Consider the following 17,746-nt stretch of genomic DNA (forward strand, 5'->3'; position numbering starts at 1 on the left):
CCGTGCTCTTCCGCGTCGACCCGGCCTCCTCCGTCCCCCTCGGCGACCAGATCGCCGCCTGCGTCCGCGGGGCGCTCGCCGACGGCTCCGCCGAGCCCGGCGAACGCCTCCCGGCCGCCCGGGAGCTCGCCGACTCCCTGGGGGTCAACGTCCACACCGTCCTCCGCGGCTACCAGCGGCTCCGCGAGGAGGGCCTCATCGAACTCCGCCGGGGCCGCGGCGCCGTCATCGTCCCCGGCGCCGCCGCCCCCGACCGCGCCCGCCTGGTCTCCCGCCTCCGCGAGGCGGCGGCGGAGGCCCGCGGACTGGGCCTGACGGAAGCGGAGTTCCTGGAGCTCGCCCGTACCAGTCTCAGCTGAGTACGGAGCCGATCGCGACGTTCCAGCGGCCGGAGCGGCCGGTGAGTTCGACGGACGACCGGGGGCGCACGTCCAGGCGCCAGAAGGCGGCCTCCGGCGCGCCGAGGGCGTGTGCGGCGGCCGCCCGGATCACGTCCGGTTCGGCGACGGCCCAGAGGGTGCCCGGCTCCAGGGCGTCCATCCAGGCGCCGACCCGGGCCCACAGGGAGCTCAGGGACTCGCCGCCGTGCGGGGTCGCGTCCGGGTCGGAGAGCCAGGCCGCCACCGATTCCGCTTCCTCGGCGGCGAGTTCGTCCAGGCGGCGGCCCCGCCACCGGCCCATCGCGCACCCCGCGAGGGCCGGTTCCGGGACGGCCCCCGTCAGACCGAGGAGCTCGGCCGTGCCCCGGCAGCGCGGGGACGGCGAGGTGAGCATCCGGGCGGACCTGCCCAGGCGCACCGGCGCGACGCTCACCGGTTCCTCCACCGGGGAGCCGTCGTCGAAGCGGGCCTCGCGCAGGGCCGCGTTCATCGCGGGGGCGACGAGGACGAGCCGTACGGTCCGCTCCGGCGGGGGCTTTCTCACGGGCTCGCTCGGAGGCTGGCTCGGGGGCTCGCTCGGGGGCTGGCTCGGGGGCGCGTTCACGGGTGATACATCCCTCAGTGCTCGGTCGGCCTCCCGTACGCCCTTGGCGCGGTGCGGCCCGCGCGGTACGGTCACGGCGACAATTCCACAACCGACGACGGCGACACGGAAGTCCGGTGCAAAACCGGCACGGTCGCGCCACTGTGAGCCGACCCGGCATCCCCGGGACCCGGCGAGTCAGACCCGACGACCGTCGTCGCGCACCACCGTAATGGGACGCGAGTTCCCGAGGAGGTACCGCCATGGCCGAGGCCGTCGCCCCGTCCGTCACCCCCACCACCCCTGTCGTGCTGCCGGTTTCCCTGCCGGTCCGCACCGTGTTGCCCTGGGCGCTGTTCGTCGGCCTCCTGGCGCTGGTCGCGCTCTACTTCGTCGGCGCCGAGCAGGGCGCCACCTCCGTCTTCGCGGGCAGTGATGTCCACGAGTGGGTCCACGACGGCCGTCATCTCCTCGGCTTCCCCTGCCACTGACCGCGGTAGAGGAGCTCACGCACATGTACGACACGTCTTCCTCCACCGTGAGGAAACTGCTGGTCCGCGGCATGCTCGCGGGACTGATCGCCGGACTGTTCGCCTTCGCCGTCGCGTACGTCGTCGGTGAGCCGTCCGTCGACGCCTCGATCGCCGTCGAGGAGGCCGCCGCCAAGGCCGAGCACGCGGGCCACGGCGCGGCCGCCGCCGCCGAGGAAGAGGAGGAGCTCGTCAGCCGGGACGTCCAGTCCACGGTCGGCCTGGCCACCGGCGTCCTCGTCTACGGCGTCGCGCTCGGCGGCATCGCCTCCCTCGCGTTCGCCTTCGTCCTCGGGCGCGTCGGCCGGTTCACGCCGAAGGCGACCGCCGCGCTCGTCGCGGCCGCCGCCTTCACGACCGTCTACCTCGTCCCGTTCCTGAAGTACCCGGCGACCCCGCCGGCCGTCGGCAACCCGGACACCATCGGGCAGCGCACCACGCTCTTCTTCCTGATGATCCTGCTGAGCGTGCTGCTCGGCGTCGCCGCGGTCGTCGCCGGCCGCCGGCTCGCCCCGCGCCTCGGCAACTGGAACGCGACCCTCGTCGCCGGCGCCGGTTTCGTCGCCGCCGTCGCCGTCGCCTGCGCGTTCCTGCCGGGCAACGACGACGCGGTGCAGGCCGGCTTCCCTGCGGCCGTGCTGTGGGAGTTCCGGCTCGCCACCCTCGGGATCCAGGCGGTCCTGTGGGCGGTCTTCGCGGTCGCCTTCGGGTCCCTGGCCCAGCGGCTGCTCGCCCCGGCCGCACCCCGCGACGCCGCCGCGGTCAGGGAGACGGTCACGGCCTGAGCCGCCTCTCAGGGCAGCCCGGAGCAGTTCAGGGCAGCCCAGAGCAGCCCAAAGCAATTCAGGGCAGCTCGCGCAGCGGGGCGCCCGCCAGGAACGCCTCGATGTCCTCGACCGCCTGCCCGAAGTAGCGGGCGTAGTTGCCCTCCGTCACGTATCCCAGGTGGGGGAGGGCAAGCACGTTCGGCAGGGTCCGCAGGGGGTCGCCGGCCGGCAGCGGCTCCGTGTCGAACACGTCGATTCCGGCCCCCGCGATCCACCCCTCGCGGAGCGCCCGCAGCAGCGCCCCGCCGTCGACGAGCCCCGCCCGTGAGGTGTTGACGAGGTACGCGGACGGGCGCATCGCCCGCAGCTCCGGCTCCCCGATCAGGCCCCGCGTGCGGTCGGACAGCACCAGGTGCAGGGAGACGAAGTCGCTGCTCCCGAGCAGCTCCCGCTTGTCCTTCGCGAGCCGTACGCCGTGCTCGGCGGCCCGCTCCTCCGTCAGGTTCGGGCTCCAGGCGAGGACGTCCATGCCGAAGGCGAGGCCGATCCGGGCGACCCGGCCGCCGATCTTGCCGAGGCCGACGAGGCCGAGCGTCCGGCCGGCCAGGTCGGCGCCGACCGTGGACTGCCAGGGCCCGCCCTCGCGCAGCGCCTGCGCCTCGGTCCGTACGTGCCGGGCGAGGCCGAGGAGCAGGGCCCAGGTCAGCTCGGTGGGCGGCTCGGAGCTGCTGGCGGTGCCGCAGACGGTGATTCCCCGGGCGCGGGCGGCGGCGACGTCGACCGAGGCGTTCCGCAGCCCGGAGGTGACGAGCAGCCGGAGCCGGGGGAGCCGGGCGAGGAGCGCGACGTCGACCGGGGTCCGCTCCCGCATGACGACGAGGATCTCGCAGTCCTCGACGGCGGCGACGAGCGCGTCGCGGTCGGTGAGGTGCTCGCGCAGCACCCGGACGTCGACCCGGCCGGCGAGCGGGCTCCAGTCGGCGGAGGAGAGGGCGACACCCTGGTAGTCGTCGAGTACGGCGCAGCGCAGCAGCTTCATGACCGCATGATCGCCCTCCGCGCGACAAGGCCGCTCGCCCCACGGAGAATTGCCCTGACTTGTCTCTCTATGCGCTTTCGCTGTGAGGAGTGGGTGCCGTGGACGCCAAGGACGTGGGTTCCGACGGGGACGATCTCGCGGCTCTCCGGGCCCGGATCGCGGCCCTGGAGGCGAGTACGGCGGCCCGGCCGCCCCGCCACCGCCTCCGCTCGTTCTGCGCAGCCCTGCTCATCGTCATCGGCTGCGTCCTGACACCCCTGGGCCTGGTCGCCTCCTGGACGTCGGACATCGTCGGCGACACCGACCGGTACGTGCAGACGGTCGAGCCGCTCGCCTCCGACCCGGCCGTCCAGGCCGCCGTCGCGACCCGGGTGACCAACGTCGTCATGGAACACATCGACCTGAACGCGCTCCTGGAGGGAGTGGCGCCGGAGCAGCGGCCGCTCCTGGAGAAGGCCCTGGGCAAACTGGGGGACTCCCTGGAGAGCGCGGTCGCCAGCTTCGTCCACGACCGGACCCAGGACGTGGTGGCCTCCTCGGCCTTCGCGACGATCTGGACCGACGCCAACCGGGCGATCCACACCTCCCTCGACCGGGCCCTGACCGGCAGCGACGAAGGCGCGGTGAAGATCGACACGGACAAGGTCACGATCGACCTGGCGCCCGTGATCGACCGGGTGAAGGAGCGGCTCGTCGACTCGGGCCTGACGGTCGCGGGCAAGATCCCCGAGATCCACACCGACTTCACGGTGCTCCAGGCCGACGACATCGGCAAGGTGAAGACGGGCTTCTCCCTGCTCCAGGCGATGGGCGTGTGGCTGCCGGTGATCTCGGTGCTGCTGGTGGCAGGCGGGATCCTGCTCGCCGCGCGCAGGCGCCGCGCCCTGGTGGCGGGTGCCCTGGGCATCGCGGTGGCGGCCCTGGTCCTCGGTATCGCCCTCACCGTCTTCCGTACGGTCTATCTCAACGCCCTGCCGTCGGGGGTCTCCCCGGCCGCCGCCGGAGCCGTCTACGACACCCTGGTCCGCTATCTCCGCACGTCGGTACGGGTGTTCGTGACCCTGGGCGTGCTGGTCGCGATCGCCGCCTGGATCTCGGGACCGAGCCGCCCGGCGACCCTCGCCCGGGGCCTGTGGGACTCGGGCATCTCCGCGACCCGCGCCACCGCCGACCACGCGGGCCTGCGGACGGGCCCGGTGGGGCCCTTCGTCCGCCGGTACCGCACCTGGATCACCTGGATCCTCGTCGGGGCGGCGGCCGCGGCCTGCGTCTTCTGGCCCCACCCCACGGGCTGGGTCGTGCTCGGTCTCGCGCTCGGTCTGCTCTTCGCGCTGGCGGTGCTGGCGTTCCTGGCGGAGGAGTCGCGGGACGGGGACTCGCACGACGGGGACTCACAGGAGAAGGAGCCCCAGCCGGTGGCGTGAGGCTCCTTCTTGGGGGGGGAGGGGGGGGGCGGCTCAGCGCCGTACGGTGTCGTCCGTCTTCAGGTCGTCCAGGGCCTCGTCGAACTCGTCGAGCTGGTCGGGGCAGTAGACCTTCAGCACGATCCGCTCGGCCTCGACGGCCTTCGTGTCGGAGATGACGGGCCGCTGGCCCGGGCCGGTGGTGCCGTTCGACTGGCCGATCTTCCAGAGCGCGGTCTGCAGGGCGTCGCCCGGCGCCTCGCAGACCGGACCGCCGTCCGTGCCGAGCAGCGCCTCGATGGTGTCGGTGTCGGGGGGCGCGGAGTAGCCGGCCTCCAGCAGCTCGTCCTGGAGCTGGTTGGCCTTGGAGAGGGACTCGTTGTTCGTCACGACGGCCGAGTACCGGATGAGGCCGGTGACGGCGAGGCCGACGAGGATCACGATCGCGCCCCAGTAGATCCACTTGTGCTCGGAGGCGTAACGGGTGGGGCTCATGACCGGTCTCCCTCGGTCGACGTGCTCGATGTGCCCTCCGGGCCGGCCGCGGCCTCGGCGGTGCGCCAGCTCGGCTTGCGGAACTTCAGGAAGGCCCAGGGGACGAGGAACCCGAGGACGACCAGGCCGCTGCCGATGAAGAGGGCGTACGCCCAGACGCTGCCGCCGCCGAACTGGGACGGCGGTACGAAGCCGATGGCGAGGGCCGCGAGCGAGGCGAGCAGGCCGACCGTGCAGATCAGCCCCAGGGCGGGTGCCCGGTAGCCGCGCGGATGGTCGGGGTGGGTCTTCCGCAGCCGCATCGCGGCGGCGAACATCAGCAGGTAGACGATGAGATAGACCTGCGTGGTGATGGTGGAGAAAATCCAGTAGACGCTCGACACGTTGGGGATGAGCGCGTACATCAGGGCGATGACCGAGGTCACGACGCCCTGGCTGACCAGGATGTTCTGCTGGACGCCGAACTTGTTGAGCTTCTGCAGGAACGGCGGCAGGTAGCCCTCGCTGCGGGAGATCTCCAGGAGGCCCTTGGACGGGCCGGCGAGCCAGGTCAGCATGCCGGCCAGGGACGCGGAGATCAGCATGACGGCGGCGATCGGCGTCATCCAGCCGATGTCGAAGTACGAGAAGAAGGCGTCGAAGGCCTGCATCACGCCCGCGGTGAGGCTGAGTTGGTCCGCGGGGACGACCCAGCTGATCGCGAGGGCGGGCAGGATGAAGATCAGCAGCACCAGGCACACGGCCAGGAACATCGACTTCGGGTACTCCTTCCCCGGGTTCTTCAGCGAGGAGACGTGGACGGCGTTCATCTCCATGCCGGAGTACGAGAGGAAGTTGTTGACGATCAGGACGAGGCTGGCGAGGCCCGTCCACTGAGGCAGCAGGTGGTCGGCGTTCATGGGGGCGGCCGACGGATTGCCCTGGCCGAGGAAGACCATGCCGAGGACGACGAGGATCGTGCCCGGCACGAGCGTCCCGATGACCAGGCCCCAACTGGACAGTCCCGCGAGGGCCTTCGTGCCGCGTGAGGAGACCCAGACGCCGGTCCAGTACAGGACCATGATGACGATCGCGGTGTAGACGCCGTTGGAGGCCAGGGACGGATCGATCACGTACGCGATGGTGGAGGCCACGAAGGCCAGCAGACTCGGGTAGTAGAAGATCGTCATCGCGAACTGGCACCAGACCGCGAGGAATCCGAGCGGCTTGGACAGCCCCTCGGAGACCCAGCGGTAGACGCCGCCGTTCCAGCCGGAGGCGAGCTCCGCGGAGACCAGCGCCGTCGGCAGCAGGAACACGATGGCCGGGACGAGGTAGAGGAAGACGCACGCCAGTCCGTAGACGGCCATGGTGGGTGCGGCCCGCAGGCTCGCCACCGACGCGGTCGTCATCAGGGCGAGCGTCACCCAGGTCATGGTGGTCGGCGCGGCGGCTCGGGCCGCGGCCGCCCGTGGTCGGGGCACTTCGGCCGGGGTGTCGAGGCTGCTCATGGGCCCTCCCATAGGTCACACGATCACCCCAGGCTCGATCGGCGGGTGGGGTGCGGCAACTGGGGGAGCCCGTACGGGCTAGGGGGTGTCCGCGTTCTTCGGCGTGTCGGCCTTCAGCCGTGCTTCGAGGCCGTCGAGGAGGGCGTGGAGGCCGTACGCGAAGGTGTCGTCGGGAGCGTCGGCGTAACCGGAGGTCCCGGCAGTGCCGGCGGTCCCGTCGGTCCCGGCAGTCCCGTCGGTCTCTGCCGCCTCCATGGCCTCGATACGGCTCCGCAGCCGCGGGAACCGGCCGGCGATCTCGACGGCTTCCTTCATGGTGGCGGCGAACGCCTCCTCGGCGTCGCCGCCCTCGCGCTCGATGCGGCGGGTCAGCGAGGTCGTGGCGGCGGCGGCGGAGGCGTTGCCGAGGACGTACGTGAAGACGGCGGCGGCGGCCCGGTCGGCGGCGGGTCCGGCGAAGCCCGCGGCCTCGTAGACGGCGAGGGTGTGGTCGTCGTGGCGGGCCTTGCCCTCGCCGTGGAAGAGGTGGGTCGCGAAGGCCTGCACGAGCCAGGGGTGGCGGGTGAACATCGCGTACAGGTCCTCGGCCATGGTGACGGCGGCCGTACGCCAGTCGACGGCGTCGAGGTCGGGCAGCCGGATCTCGTCCCAGACCTGGTCGCCGGCGAGCGTGACGAGGTTGTCCTTGTTCTTGACGTGCCAGTAGACGGCGGTGGCGGCCGAGTTCAGGCGCTGGCCGAGGCTGCGCATGTTGAGGCCTTCGAGGCCGTCCGCGTCGAGGAGCTCGACGGCGGTCCTGACGATCTGTTCGCGGGTGAGCGTGGGGCGAGGCATGGCTTCACGATAGGTCACCGGGGGCCGGATTGCACAAAGTTCAAGAGGCCACTTGCACTTAGTTCAAGTGCGGCTCTACAGTTCTCGACATCGCCACTTGAACAAAGTGCAAGTCCAGTAGTGAACCCCCGGACCGCAAGCCAAGGAGCCCGCCGTGAACACCCTCACCGTCCTCGCCGCCGCCGCCCAGATCCTCGTCGCCGCCGCCTTCGTCAGCATCCCGGTCCTCCGCCACCGCTTCGGCGCCGTCGCCAAGGCCGCCGCCGTCGCCGAGCTGCGCCGCCAGGACGTCCGCCCGGAGGTCCTGGAGGAGAACCGGCTCCGCTTCGACGCGAGCGGCCACGAGTGGTGGGCGCCCGGCGCCTTCGCCGCCGGCTCGCTGGCCGCCGCCGTGCTCAACCTGACCGGCAGCCCCTGGGGGACCACCCTGACCTGGGTCTTCTCCTCGATAGCGTTCCTGGCCAACATCGCGATCCTGCAGAGCCAGCTCGGCGCCGTGAAGTCCGTCCGCGCCGCCTTCCGACGCAAGGGCGACCCGGAGCTCCTGCGGGTCGACGTCCCCGCCTTCCTCACGGCCGCCGAGGGCGCCTTCCCCGCCTGGACCCGCGTCCTCCAGAACGTCCGCCACACCGTGGTCTTCGCCGGCTCGGCCCTGGCCCTGACGGCCGCGGCCCTCGTCTGACCGACCGACCGACCGACCGACCGAGCGACCGACCGAGCGACCGTCCGTCCGACCTCAGACGGTGGGCGTACGGGTGAAGGAACGGCGGTACGAGCGGGGCGGGACGCCCCGGCGGCGGACGAACTGGGCGCGGAGCACGGCCGCGCTGCCGAAGCCGACCGCGTGGGCGATCTCCTCGACCGGCAGGTCCGTGGTCTCCAGGAGTTCCTCGGCGCGGCTGAGGCGCAGCCCGAGCAGCCAGGCGTGCGGGGTGGTGCCCGTGGAGGCGGCGAAACGGCGGGCGAAGGAGCGGCGGCTCATCAGGGCCCGGCGGGCCAGCTCGGCGACGGGGAGCGGTTCGTGGAGATGCTCGCGGGCCCAGGCGAGGACGCCGGAGAGCCGCTCGTCCTGACTGTCCTCGGGGACGGGGGTGGTCAGGTACTGGGCCTGGCCGCCGTCCCGGTGGGAGGGGAGCACCAGGTCCCGGGCGATGGCGTTGGCCGTGGTGGCCCCGTACTCGCGCCGCAGGAGGTGCAGGCACAGGTCGAAGCCGGCGGCGGCGCCCGCGCCCGTGGCGACGCTGCCCTCGTCCACGTACAGGGCGTCGGGGTCGACGGTGACGGCCGGGTGGCGTTCGGCCAGGAGGCCGGCGAACCGCCAGTGGGTGGTGGCCCGCCGCCCGTCGAGGAGCCCGGCGGCGGCGAGCGCGAAGGCGCCGACGCAGTGGGCCGCGACGAGCGCGCCGCGCCCGTGGGCGGCGGTCAGTGCGTCGAGTACGGCGGGGGCCGGGGGCGTACGGAAGTCGGCCCAGGGCAGGGCGATGACGAGGTCGGCCGAGGCGAGCCGGTCCAGGCCGTGCTCGACGAAGAGCGGCAGTCCGACATCGGTGCGGACCCGGCCGGGCCGGTCGGTGCACAGGGCGAAGTCGAAGCGCGGCAGGCCCTGTCCGCGGAAGTCGAACACCTCGGAGACGATCCCGGCGCCGAGCATGCCGACGCCGGGCGGAGCGTAGGCGGCGACGGTCACGAAGGGCGGCACCCCTGGAGTGTGGCACGGCCCGCCCCGGCCGCCTGGCACGATTCACGCGATCGATGGCAGCACGGCCACTCGTGAAGGTCCCGCCGAACGCGAAGACTTGAGCCCATGAACACCAACGACGACGCACTGCGCGGCCGCACCGCCCGCTACACGGTCCTGACCACCGGCTACACCCTCTCCACGGGCCCCGGGGTCGCCGCCACCGTCTCCTACGTGCACGACGGCGACCGGCACGTGATCGTCGACCCCGGCATGGTGGCCGGCCGCGACCGGATCCTCGGCCCGCTCGCCGAACTGGGCCTCGGCCCCGACGACATCACCGACGTCGTGCTCAGCCACCACCACCCGGACAACACCATGAACGTCGGCCTCTTCGGCCAGGCGCGCGTCCACGACCACAAGGCGATCTACGAGAACGACCAGTGGACCGACCGGGACGCCGAGGGCTACGAACTCACCCCGTCGCTCCGGCTGATCCGCACCCCCGGCCACAGCCGCGAGGACATCACGCTCCTCGCCGGCACCGACACCGAGGTCGTCGCCTTCGTGGGCGACCTCTGGTGGCGGCCGAACGGCCCGGTGGACGACCCGGTCGCCCCGGACCACACGATCCTGCGCGACTCCCGGCTCCGGGTGCTCGCCGCCGCGGACGTGATCGTCCCCGGCCACGGCCCGGCCTTCCCGGCGGACGACACGGCGCCGCGCTGACACATCTGATCGGAACGACCGAGGCCCCGGGGGGACTACCCCCGGGGCCTCGTCGGTCGTTCGGGCGGAGGGCTGCTCCTGGGAGGGCCTGCTCCTGGGAGGACTACTGCTCCCTGGCCGGTGGCTGCGGCGGCTGCTGCTGCGTACCCAGCTGTTCGTTGATCTTCTGCTGGGCCGTATCGACCTGGCTCTGGTACTTGTTGCCGGTCTTGGCGTCGACGGTGTCGCCCGCCTTCTCGACACCCTGGCGTGCGGTGTCCTCATGGCCCTTGAGCATGCCCTTGAGCTTGTCGAGCATGGACATTGCTTGTCCTCCTCACGAAAAGCCGACGCCCCCAGCATCGCGGCCATGCGGAACATCCGCATCCGGAGGAGCCGGCGGCCGGCGGAGGCCTCAGACAGGAGTGATGTCGCCGAGCTTCCAGGACCGGTCGAAGTACGGCTCCAGGAGCTGGTCGTGGTCCCCGGCGCCCGCTGGTCCGAGCGGTCCATCATCTGGACGAGGTCCCACTGCCGGTCGGACCAGTAGCGGGAGCCGGGGAAGCGCTTGGCGAAGGAGTTCGCCTTCGCCATGAGCTCGCCGACCGTGCTCGCCCGGGTCAGGATGCGGACCAGCCGCTCGTCGGGCGCGAACGGCTTCCCCTTCTCGATGCCGAGCTGCTTCAGCATGGCGAGGAAGAAACGGTCGCGTTCGTCGACGGTCTCGCGCTGGTAGATGTCGTGCAGCCGCTCCCAGTACTCCAGACCGCCCGGCTGGTCCCCCGACCAGGGCCGGCCCTCCGGGGACACCAACCGGGCACGGAGCACGGAGCACGGGCCAGAGGGGCTAGAGGGTGGCGGCGACCCGGGTGAACAGTCGCCCGCCGAGGTCGGCCCCGCTGATGGCCCCGCTGTCGTCGCGGGTGAAGAAGCCGCGCTGACCCTGGAGGCCGCCCCCGGTGACGATGTAGTCGTCGCCGTCGCCGGGCAGCAGGCCGAGACCGGCCGCCGGAAGGTCGGCGGGCATCTCGGCGTCGGAGGCGGCGCGGAGCTCCGGCTTGATCGCGCAGGCGAGGGTCAGCCCGGCCTCGTCGGTGTCGATGGTGATCGTCATCATCTCGTTCGCGTACTCCCCGACGACCTCACGGGCGCGCGCCGGGTCGTGGGGGAGCGGCTCCGGGTCGCGGTCGATGACGCCGAGGTAGTGCTCGAGCGCCCAGCGGACCACGGCCCGGTTGAGCGCGAGCCCGTTGTCCGGGCCCTCGTTGGAGGCCACGACGACGGCGAAGTCGCGTTCGGGGACGAGGACCAGCTCGGCGAACTGGCCGCTGGCCGAGCCGCCGTGCTCGACGACGCGGACGCCGTCGGTGTCGCGCAGGAACCAGCCGATGCCCATGGCGTCGCCGAGCGAGGTGCCCCGCAGCTCGACCGTCTGCTGCTGCATCCGGTGCACCACCTGCGGGGGCATCACGCGGGCGCCGGAGTCGGAGCGGCCGAGCCAGAGGTGGAACCGGGCCCAGCGCATCAGGTCGTCCATCGAGGACAGGGCCCCGCCGCCGGCGTTGTTGGCGCGGCTCTCCTTCCACGGCGCGAGGGCCGACAGGCTGCCGTCCTCCTCGCGGTGGTGGGAGGCGGAGGAGCCCAGGGCGAGCGCCTCGTCGAGCGAGTAGGTGGTACGCGTCATCCCCAGCGGCTCGAACAGGAGCCTGGAGACGGCCTGTTCGAAGGGGAGGCGGGTGACGTTCTCGATGATCCGGCCGACCAGGTTGTATCCGGTCTGGCTGTACGAGGACCGGGCGCCGGGTGCGCCGATCAGCTCCGACTCGTCGAGGCGCGCCACGTAGGCGGCCAGGGCGTCGTCGCCCTCACCGGTCTCGGCGCCGAAGCGCCAGTCGAGGCCGGCGGTGTGGTTGAGCAGCTGGAGGACGGTGATCGTCGCCGCGGTCCGCTCGTCGGGGAGCTTGAGCTCGGGGACGTACCGCCGTACGGGCGCGTCGAGTTCGACGTGTCCGTCGGCGACGAGCCGCATCAGTGCGGTCGCGGTGAACGACTTGGACACCGAGCCCACCAGGAAGGGCGTGTCCTCGCCGACGGGCACCTGGGTGTCGACGCTCGTGACGCCGTAGGAGGCGAAGGTCTGCCGGTTGCCCGCCCAGATCCCGACGGACACACCCGGTACGCCGAGCTCGGTGGCCTTGGCCTCGATGAACCGGGCCGGGTTGTCCTGCGACATGAGGTTCTCCTTCTCTCGCGGTGTGTCCCGCGGCAACGACTTGCACTGTGTTCAAGTAGAACGCTACCCCTGGACTTGAACGCTGTGCAAGCGTTTCCTTGAACTAAGTGCAAGAGGATCCCGCGGAGAGAGGCGGACGCACCCGCCAGGACTCACCAGGCACCCGGGCGGCCGCCGGGGGAAGGGCCGGTGCTGCGCGCGAACACGAGCGCCGACCCGACGGACCCGGTCGCGTCGTACATCGATCGGAGTAGTCGTGTACTCCGCTGTCGCAGGCGCGGATGACGCGTCGGGGACGACGTTTCCGGGTGGGCGCCGGACCTACTGTCTGGCCCCATGACCAAGACATTCTCTCTGGCCGGCTTCGCCGTCGCCGTCCTCGCCTTCGCGATGTCCGATGCGGTCAACAGGGGGTACGACCCGGTGTCCGAGACGGTCAGCAGGTACGTCAACCAGCCGCACGGCTGGCTGGTGACCGTCGGGCTGCTGGCGGTCGCGGCCGGGTCGGCGGCCGTGGCCGTCCGGACGGCCGGCGGCAGGGGGTGGGGCGGGTGGCTGCTGCGCGTCTGGGCCGGATGCGTACTGGTCGCCGCTGTCTTCCCGGCCGACCCGCCGGGCGACTGGAGTCGTCCCTCGCTCTCCGACGGCGTGCACGGGGTCGCGGCCTGGACGGGATTCCTGGCGCTCGCGACAGCGATCGTCCGGCTGACCGTCATATGGCGGCGCGAGCCGGCGTGGGCCTCGAAAGCGCGTGGGCTGACCGTGCTCGCGTGGGCGTCGTCGGTGGCGTTCGTGCTGTTCGCCGTGGCATTGGTGGACAAGACGGCCCTCACCCACACGGCCCCGCTGGGCCTTGCCGAGCGCCTCGTCATCGCCCTCGACCTGGCCTGGCTGGCCCTGGCCGCCGCCACCGCGCCGAACCCCCGGCCCTCGACGTCAGGCATCGTCAAGTGAACTCCCGTCAAGTGAACTCCCGTCAGGCGAGTGCCCGTCGGGTCAGCGCCCGTCCGGCGAGCAGCTCCCGTCCGGTGAGCTCCCGTCCGGCGAGCCGGTGGCGGGCGCGGGCGTTGGACCTGGCGCCGGCGCTGCTGACCGCCGTGGGCATCGGCGCGGGTCCGGCCGTGATGGGTGCGCCGCTGTCGTGGCACGGCACGTTCGGCCCGGGCGTGATCCTGGGTGTCGTCCTGGGCGGTCTGCTGCTGGTCCGCAGACGCCACGCCATGCTCGTCCTCGTCCTGTCCGCCGCCGTGCTGGCCGGCTGCCAAAGTGCCGGCCTGTTCGAGGGCGGCGCGGTCTGGCCCCTGTCCGTCGCCCTGTTCACCGCCGCGCTCAGCCGCCCGGTCCGGGCCGCCGCCGTCGGCGCCCTCACCCTGGCGTACGGCCTGGCCGTGCAGGGGCTGGACGCATCGGAAGCCCTTGCCCGAGGCGGTGTCGAGCTGCTCTGGCTGGCGTTGCTGACGGTCGGGGCGAACTCCTGGCGCCAGTACGTACGGTGGCGGGCCGAGCATCAGGCCCGCATCCTCCAGCTGGAACAGACCCGGCTGGTCGAACAGCGACTGATCATCTCCCGTGAGGTGCACGACGTGGTCGCCCACACACTGGCCGTCGTCGGTGTCCACCTGAACGTCGCCGTCGAGGCCCTGGACGACTCGCCCGAAGAGGCGCGTACCGCCCTGCGTACCGCGATCGCCGTGCGCAACCAGGCCATGACCGACCTGAAGGCGTTCGTGGGCGAGCTCCGCGACGTGCCGCAACACGGCTTGGCGTCCGTCGCCGGCCTGGTCTCGCAGGCGGAGGCGGCCGGGCTGGACGTCCGCTACGACGCGGAGGGCGACCCCGACGCCGTCCCGGCAGCCCAGGCGCTCACCGCCTATCGGGTCGTCCAGGAGGCCGTGGTCAACACCCTGCGCCACGCCGACGCCGGGCGCCTCGCCATCCGGGTGCGGGCACGCCCGCGAGCACTGGAGGTGACGGTCACCGACGACGGCCGCCCCACCGAGGGCTTCACGGAGGGGCACGGCCTGACCGGGATGCGCGAACGCGTCACGGCTCTCGGGGGAACGCTCCGCGTCGACGCCGGCAAGGGCTTCTCCGTCCAGGCCGTGCTCCCTCTGACGGACCACGTGACAGGCTGGACGCCATGACCATCAGCGTGCTGCTCGCCGACGACCAGGCGCTCGTACGGGCGGGGTTCCGCAGCCTGCTCGGCCGCGCCAAGTTCCTGGCCGTCGTCGGCGAGGCCGCCTCGGGCGAGGAGGCGGTACGTCAGGCCGCCCTGCTGCGGCCGGACGTCGTGCTGATGGACATCAGGATGCCGGGCATGGACGGCATCGAGGCCACGCGCCGCATCCTGACCGAGCTGCCGTCGACCAGGGTGATCATCCTGACCACGTTCGACACCGACGAGCACGTCTTCGAGGCGCTCCAGGCGGGCGCGAGCGGTTTCCTCACCAAGGAGGTCGAACCGGCCGAACTACGGCGTGCGGTCGAGGTGGTGGCGGCCGGCGACTCCCTGCTGTCCCCGGGTGTCACACGCCGCGTCATCGAACGCTTCGCGCACCGCCCCCGCCCCGCCGCCACGCTGCACGCACTGACGGCACGCGAGAACGAGGTGGTCAGGCTGGTGGCGGAAGGACTGTCGAACGACGAGATCGCCGCGGCACTGGTGATCAGCCCGCTGACCGCGAAGACCCACATCTCCCGGGCCATCACCAAGCTGGGCCTGCGCGACCGAGTGCAACTGGTCATCACCGCCTACGAGCACGGCCTCGTCGGCACCACGCGCACGCCCACGCGCGCCGACGGCCGATGACGGCATCGAACGCGCGCCATAGGCCGCACAGCTCTGCTTCTTGAACGGGTTCGAAGTGTCCTGTCGCTGCTGTTGGGGCTGCTGGGGCTGCTGTTAGCATCGCGGCATTTGCATGGGGCGGTACGGCTGGGGGGCCTTTCTCGCTCGTACTCGCGTGGCTGGATGAGCCGACGCCGGACCTCCAAGCCCACCGGTGCGTGGCGCCTGTCGCTGACGGAGTCCGCCACCGGGACCGTCGTGCGCACCTTCACCGGCGCCGAGGCGCGCGGCCGCATCAATGCCGCTTGGGACGGCAGGAACGCTTCCGGGCAGGTCGTGCGCAACGGTTCGTACGCCTGGACCCTGACCGCCAAGCCTGCCGACGGGGTCGGCGCCGACCCGACGCTGAACGGCTCGGTGACCGTGACCGGTGGCGCTCCGGCGCCGCTTCCCGCATGGCGTGACGTCAGCGGTGACGGCAAGGGCGATCTCCTCGCGCTCACCTCGGCCGGGGCACTGACCGTGCGCACGGGTACGGGGACAGGTGGGCTCGGGACGGGGGCCTCGGCGACCGGATGGCCGGCGACGTCGATGGTCGTGCCGTTCGGGGACCTGTCGGGCGACCGGTGCAATGACGTGCTCGTGCGCAGTTCCGCGGGTGTGCTGACCCGGTACGACGGAGGCTGTGGAAAGGCCTACTCGACCGGCGGGCCCCGGCTGACGATCGGTTCGGGCTGGCAGGCGTACGACATGCTGACCGCGCCCGGCGATCTGACCGGTGACGGCCGGACGGATCTCCTCGCACGGACCCCGGCCGGTGAGCTGTGGATGTACGCCGCCGACGGCGCGGGGAAGTTCAAGGGACGCGTGAGGCTGGGCGGCGGCTGGCAGGGCTACAACGCGCTCGCGGGCGTCGGTGACATCACCGGCGACGGCAGGGCGGACCTGGTCGCCCGGGACACGGCCGGAGTGCTGTGGCGCTACGACGGCACCGGCGTGGGCACGTTCTCCGGGCGGGTGAAGATCGGCGGCGGCTGGCAGATGTACAGGACGCTGTCCTGACCTGTTCCCTCAGCCTGTTCCCAGGCCGCCGTCGGAGGGCGACACGACGACATAGCAGCCCCGGGTCGCTGACCCGGGGCCTCCGAACCGAACCGCACCCCTCGAATTTCGCCGTACGGCCTCCCGGGCCGCCACATTGGCCGAAAACGGCTACCGGCCGGTAGGCCGTGCTGCGGTTTTGTGAACGGAGTGTGTCTCGACGGCTGAATAGATTGGCTGGAACTGTTCGGCTCGCTGTTTCCGTGCGCCGCCGAGCAGGGTGGTCTTTCAGCCGTGCGACTCCTGAGCGGGCCTTGGGATCATGGACCAGGCAAAGGTCAGAGCCGGTTGAGAGGTTGAATTTCGGCCGTTCCCGAAACTGTTGACAGTGTCGATCACGCTTGCGATGTTGTGCTCGCCGCGCCGGTTGAACGACCGGTCGGCCAGGGGGACGGGGAGAGAATGTGGGCGCAATGGGGGCGGCGGACCGATCGCGGGAGACCCGATCGCGGGAGGCCCGATCGCGAGGTGGGGACGGCATGACCATCCTGGTGATCGTCGGCGCCAATCCGACCGTGGCTCGGGAGGCGGCATCCCTGCCCGGCGAGCTCGTTCACGTCCAGTTGCCCGGTGCGCCCGTCCTCGACCCCGGCGCCCGGGTCCTCACCGCCGACTTCCTCGACGTGCCCGCCTTCCTGGCCTTCACCGACGAGGTCCTGCGGCCGTTGGCACCCACCGCCGTCGTCTCCCTCACCGAACTCGGCCTGGAACCGGCAGCGCTGGCAGCCCGCCGGCTCGGCGTCGCCGGCATCGACCCGGCCGTCGTGCGGGCCACCCGCGACAAGCTGGAGATGCGGCGGATCCTGGAGCGCGAGGCCCCACACCTGAACCCGGCGTTCGCGGCGGGCGACGACCCGGAGGCCGTGGCGCGCCTGTTCGCCGGCCACGGGCGGGCGGTGGCCAAGCCGGTCGACGGGGTCGGCAGCACCTCCATCGCCCTGGTCGAGGACATCGCGGACCTCCCCGCGGACCGCCGCACGGCCGCGACGCTGCTCGAACAGTTCGCCGAGGGCCGCGAGTTCAGCGTCGAGGCGCTCTCGGCCGACGGCCGGCACACCGTCCTGGGCATCGCCGAGAAGGGCACGACGGACGGGTTCATCGAGGTCAGCCACATGATGCCGCCGCCGTCCCTGGACGCGCACCGGCAGCAGCTGGTCGCCCACGCGGTCGGCGAGCTGCTCGACGCCATCGGCCTGACCGACGGACCGAGCCACACCGAGGTCAAGGTCGACGGCGACAAGGTCGTCGTCATCGAGACCCACACCCGGCTCGGCGGCGACGGCATCGCCGACCTGGTCCGCCTCACCACGGGAGTCGATTGGCGGTGCGCCGCCCTCGGCTGGGCCGTGGGAACCGGGGTCCGCCGCGGGCCCGCCACGGCGGCCGCTGCCGCCACCGTCTTCCTCGTCGCACGGCCCGGGCGGGTGACGGCCGTCGCGCCGCGACCCACCCTCACCCACGGCCACGTCCATGCCTGGGACCTCCCGGTCCGCCCGGGGGACGAGGTCCGCCCGCTGCGTTCCTCCTCGGACCGGCTCGGTATGGCGGTCCTGACCGCCGCCGACACCGAGGCCTGCGCGGCCGCCGTCGCGGAGCTCATCGCCGTACCGGTGGTCACCACCGCGCCGGCCCCGGCGCCCTGACCACTTCGATCCACGCGTCGGACCTCACCCGACACCCTTCATTTTTCTTGATCACACGACCGTACGGGGGA

Annotated in this window: 21 protein-coding genes; 12 read left to right on the forward strand and 9 right to left on the reverse strand. The window is 72.2% G+C overall.

What is annotated here, in order from left to right; translation table 11 throughout:
- Positions 1-2: 2 nt before the first annotated feature.
- A complete protein-coding gene (locus tag OG357_RS20255) occupies positions 3-359 on the forward strand; it encodes a GntR family transcriptional regulator (RefSeq protein WP_329622484.1) in 357 nt (118 codons plus the stop codon).
- On the opposite strand, the gene OG357_RS20260 is transcribed toward OG357_RS20255, so the two are convergent.
- The gene (locus OG357_RS20260; RefSeq protein WP_329625641.1) at positions 352-870 is read right to left on the reverse strand and encodes a histidine phosphatase family protein; all 519 of its coding nucleotides are present in this window, start codon (positions 868-870) and stop codon (positions 352-354) included. The two genes, OG357_RS20255 and OG357_RS20260, sit on opposite strands and share 8 nt — an antisense overlap.
- A 356-nt stretch (positions 871-1,226) precedes the next feature.
- On the opposite strand from OG357_RS20260, the gene OG357_RS20265 reads away from it, so the two are divergent.
- Both OG357_RS20265 and OG357_RS20270 read left to right on the forward strand, forming a co-directional pair.
- Complete coding sequence (locus OG357_RS20265; protein WP_329622485.1) at positions 1,227-1,454, forward strand: CbtB domain-containing protein; 228 nt, start codon at positions 1,227-1,229, stop codon at positions 1,452-1,454.
- Positions 1,455-1,477: 23 nt separating this feature from the next.
- The gene (locus OG357_RS20270; RefSeq protein ID WP_329622486.1) at positions 1,478-2,278 is read left to right on the forward strand and encodes a CbtA family protein; all 801 of its coding nucleotides are present in this window, start codon (positions 1,478-1,480) and stop codon (positions 2,276-2,278) included.
- Between the two features lie 58 nt (positions 2,279-2,336).
- On the opposite strand, the gene OG357_RS20275 is transcribed toward OG357_RS20270, so the two are convergent.
- Positions 2,337-3,299, reverse strand: coding sequence for a D-2-hydroxyacid dehydrogenase family protein (locus OG357_RS20275; protein WP_329622487.1), 963 nt, complete (start codon positions 3,297-3,299; stop codon positions 2,337-2,339).
- Positions 3,300-3,397: 98 nt separating this feature from the next.
- On the opposite strand from OG357_RS20275, the gene OG357_RS20280 reads away from it, so the two are divergent.
- On the forward strand, positions 3,398-4,723 hold the full coding sequence (locus OG357_RS20280; protein ID WP_329622488.1) for a hypothetical protein: 1,326 nt from the start codon (positions 3,398-3,400) through the stop codon (positions 4,721-4,723).
- A 33-nt stretch (positions 4,724-4,756) separates the two neighbouring features.
- Here the strand turns inward: OG357_RS20280 and OG357_RS20285 are convergent, their stop codons facing one another.
- The 3 genes from OG357_RS20285 to OG357_RS20295 all read right to left on the reverse strand — a co-directional run bounded on the left by OG357_RS20285 (position 4,757) and on the right by OG357_RS20295 (position 7,521).
- Positions 4,757-5,197: a hypothetical protein gene (locus OG357_RS20285; RefSeq protein WP_329622489.1), complete on the reverse strand. Its 441-nt coding sequence runs from the start codon at positions 5,195-5,197 to the stop codon at positions 4,757-4,759.
- Positions 5,194-6,687, reverse strand: coding sequence for an APC family permease (locus tag OG357_RS20290; protein WP_329622490.1), 1,494 nt, complete (start codon positions 6,685-6,687; stop codon positions 5,194-5,196). The genes OG357_RS20285 and OG357_RS20290 overlap by 4 nt, the downstream gene beginning before the upstream one ends.
- Before the next feature lie 78 nt (positions 6,688-6,765).
- Positions 6,766-7,521 carry a TetR/AcrR family transcriptional regulator gene (locus OG357_RS20295; protein WP_329622491.1) on the reverse strand — a complete coding sequence of 252 codons (756 nt, stop codon included), beginning with the start codon at positions 7,519-7,521 and terminating at the stop codon, positions 6,766-6,768.
- Between the two features lie 154 nt (positions 7,522-7,675).
- Here OG357_RS20295 and OG357_RS20300 point away from each other — a divergent pair, with 154 nt between their 5' ends.
- Positions 7,676-8,203, forward strand: a complete 528-nt coding sequence (locus OG357_RS20300; protein WP_329622492.1) for a hypothetical protein — start codon at positions 7,676-7,678, stop codon at positions 8,201-8,203.
- 54 nt (positions 8,204-8,257) lie between these two features.
- Here OG357_RS20300 and OG357_RS20305 read toward each other — a convergent pair whose 3' ends face one another.
- The gene (locus tag OG357_RS20305) at positions 8,258-9,172 is read right to left on the reverse strand and encodes a helix-turn-helix domain-containing protein (RefSeq protein WP_329625642.1); all 915 of its coding nucleotides are present in this window, start codon (positions 9,170-9,172) and stop codon (positions 8,258-8,260) included.
- Positions 9,173-9,325: 153 nt separating this feature from the next.
- Here OG357_RS20305 and OG357_RS20310 point away from each other — a divergent pair, with 153 nt between their 5' ends.
- Positions 9,326-9,928, forward strand: a complete 603-nt coding sequence (locus tag OG357_RS20310) for an MBL fold metallo-hydrolase (RefSeq protein ID WP_329622493.1) — start codon at positions 9,326-9,328, stop codon at positions 9,926-9,928.
- Positions 9,929-10,031: 103 nt separating this feature from the next.
- Here the strand turns inward: OG357_RS20310 and OG357_RS20315 are convergent, their stop codons facing one another.
- Entirely contained in the window at positions 10,032-10,232 is a 201-nt protein-coding gene (locus OG357_RS20315; RefSeq protein WP_329622494.1) for an antitoxin, read from the reverse strand.
- A 267-nt stretch (positions 10,233-10,499) separates the two neighbouring features.
- Here OG357_RS20315 and OG357_RS20320 point away from each other — a divergent pair, with 267 nt between their 5' ends.
- Positions 10,500-10,643, forward strand: a complete 144-nt coding sequence (locus tag OG357_RS20320; RefSeq protein WP_329622495.1) for a hypothetical protein — start codon at positions 10,500-10,502, stop codon at positions 10,641-10,643.
- A 111-nt stretch (positions 10,644-10,754) separates the two neighbouring features.
- Here the strand turns inward: OG357_RS20320 and OG357_RS20325 are convergent, their stop codons facing one another.
- Complete coding sequence (locus OG357_RS20325; RefSeq protein WP_329622496.1) at positions 10,755-12,140, reverse strand: serine hydrolase domain-containing protein; 1,386 nt, start codon at positions 12,138-12,140, stop codon at positions 10,755-10,757.
- A 336-nt stretch (positions 12,141-12,476) separates the two neighbouring features.
- Between OG357_RS20325 and OG357_RS20330 the strand changes: the two genes are divergently transcribed.
- Positions 12,477-13,094 carry a DUF998 domain-containing protein gene (locus tag OG357_RS20330; RefSeq protein ID WP_329622497.1) on the forward strand — a complete coding sequence of 206 codons (618 nt, stop codon included), beginning with the start codon at positions 12,477-12,479 and terminating at the stop codon, positions 13,092-13,094.
- Positions 13,095-13,116: 22 nt separating this feature from the next.
- Here OG357_RS20330 and OG357_RS20335 read toward each other — a convergent pair whose 3' ends face one another.
- On the reverse strand, positions 13,117-13,245 hold the full coding sequence (locus OG357_RS20335; RefSeq protein WP_329622498.1) for a hypothetical protein: 129 nt from the start codon (positions 13,243-13,245) through the stop codon (positions 13,117-13,119).
- On the opposite strand from OG357_RS20335, the gene OG357_RS20340 reads away from it, so the two are divergent.
- From OG357_RS20340 to OG357_RS20355, 4 genes are all read left to right on the forward strand, one after another.
- Positions 13,238-14,284: a sensor histidine kinase gene (locus OG357_RS20340; protein ID WP_329622499.1), complete on the forward strand. Its 1,047-nt coding sequence runs from the start codon at positions 13,238-13,240 to the stop codon at positions 14,282-14,284. The genes OG357_RS20335 and OG357_RS20340 overlap by 8 nt on opposite strands.
- Positions 14,281-14,952 carry a response regulator transcription factor gene (locus OG357_RS20345; protein ID WP_329622500.1) on the forward strand — a complete coding sequence of 224 codons (672 nt, stop codon included), beginning with the start codon at positions 14,281-14,283 and terminating at the stop codon, positions 14,950-14,952. The genes OG357_RS20340 and OG357_RS20345 overlap by 4 nt, the downstream gene beginning before the upstream one ends.
- Before the next feature lie 162 nt (positions 14,953-15,114).
- Complete coding sequence (locus tag OG357_RS20350; RefSeq protein ID WP_329622501.1) at positions 15,115-15,993, forward strand: FG-GAP-like repeat-containing protein; 879 nt, start codon at positions 15,115-15,117, stop codon at positions 15,991-15,993.
- A gap of 518 nt (positions 15,994-16,511) precedes the next feature.
- Entirely contained in the window at positions 16,512-17,675 is a 1,164-nt protein-coding gene (locus tag OG357_RS20355) for an ATP-grasp domain-containing protein (protein WP_329622502.1), read from the forward strand.
- Positions 17,676-17,746: the final 71 nt, after the last annotated feature.

This window comes from Streptomyces sp. NBC_01255 (genome assembly GCF_036226445.1).
Taxonomy (GTDB): Bacteria; Actinomycetota; Actinomycetes; order Streptomycetales; family Streptomycetaceae; genus Streptomyces.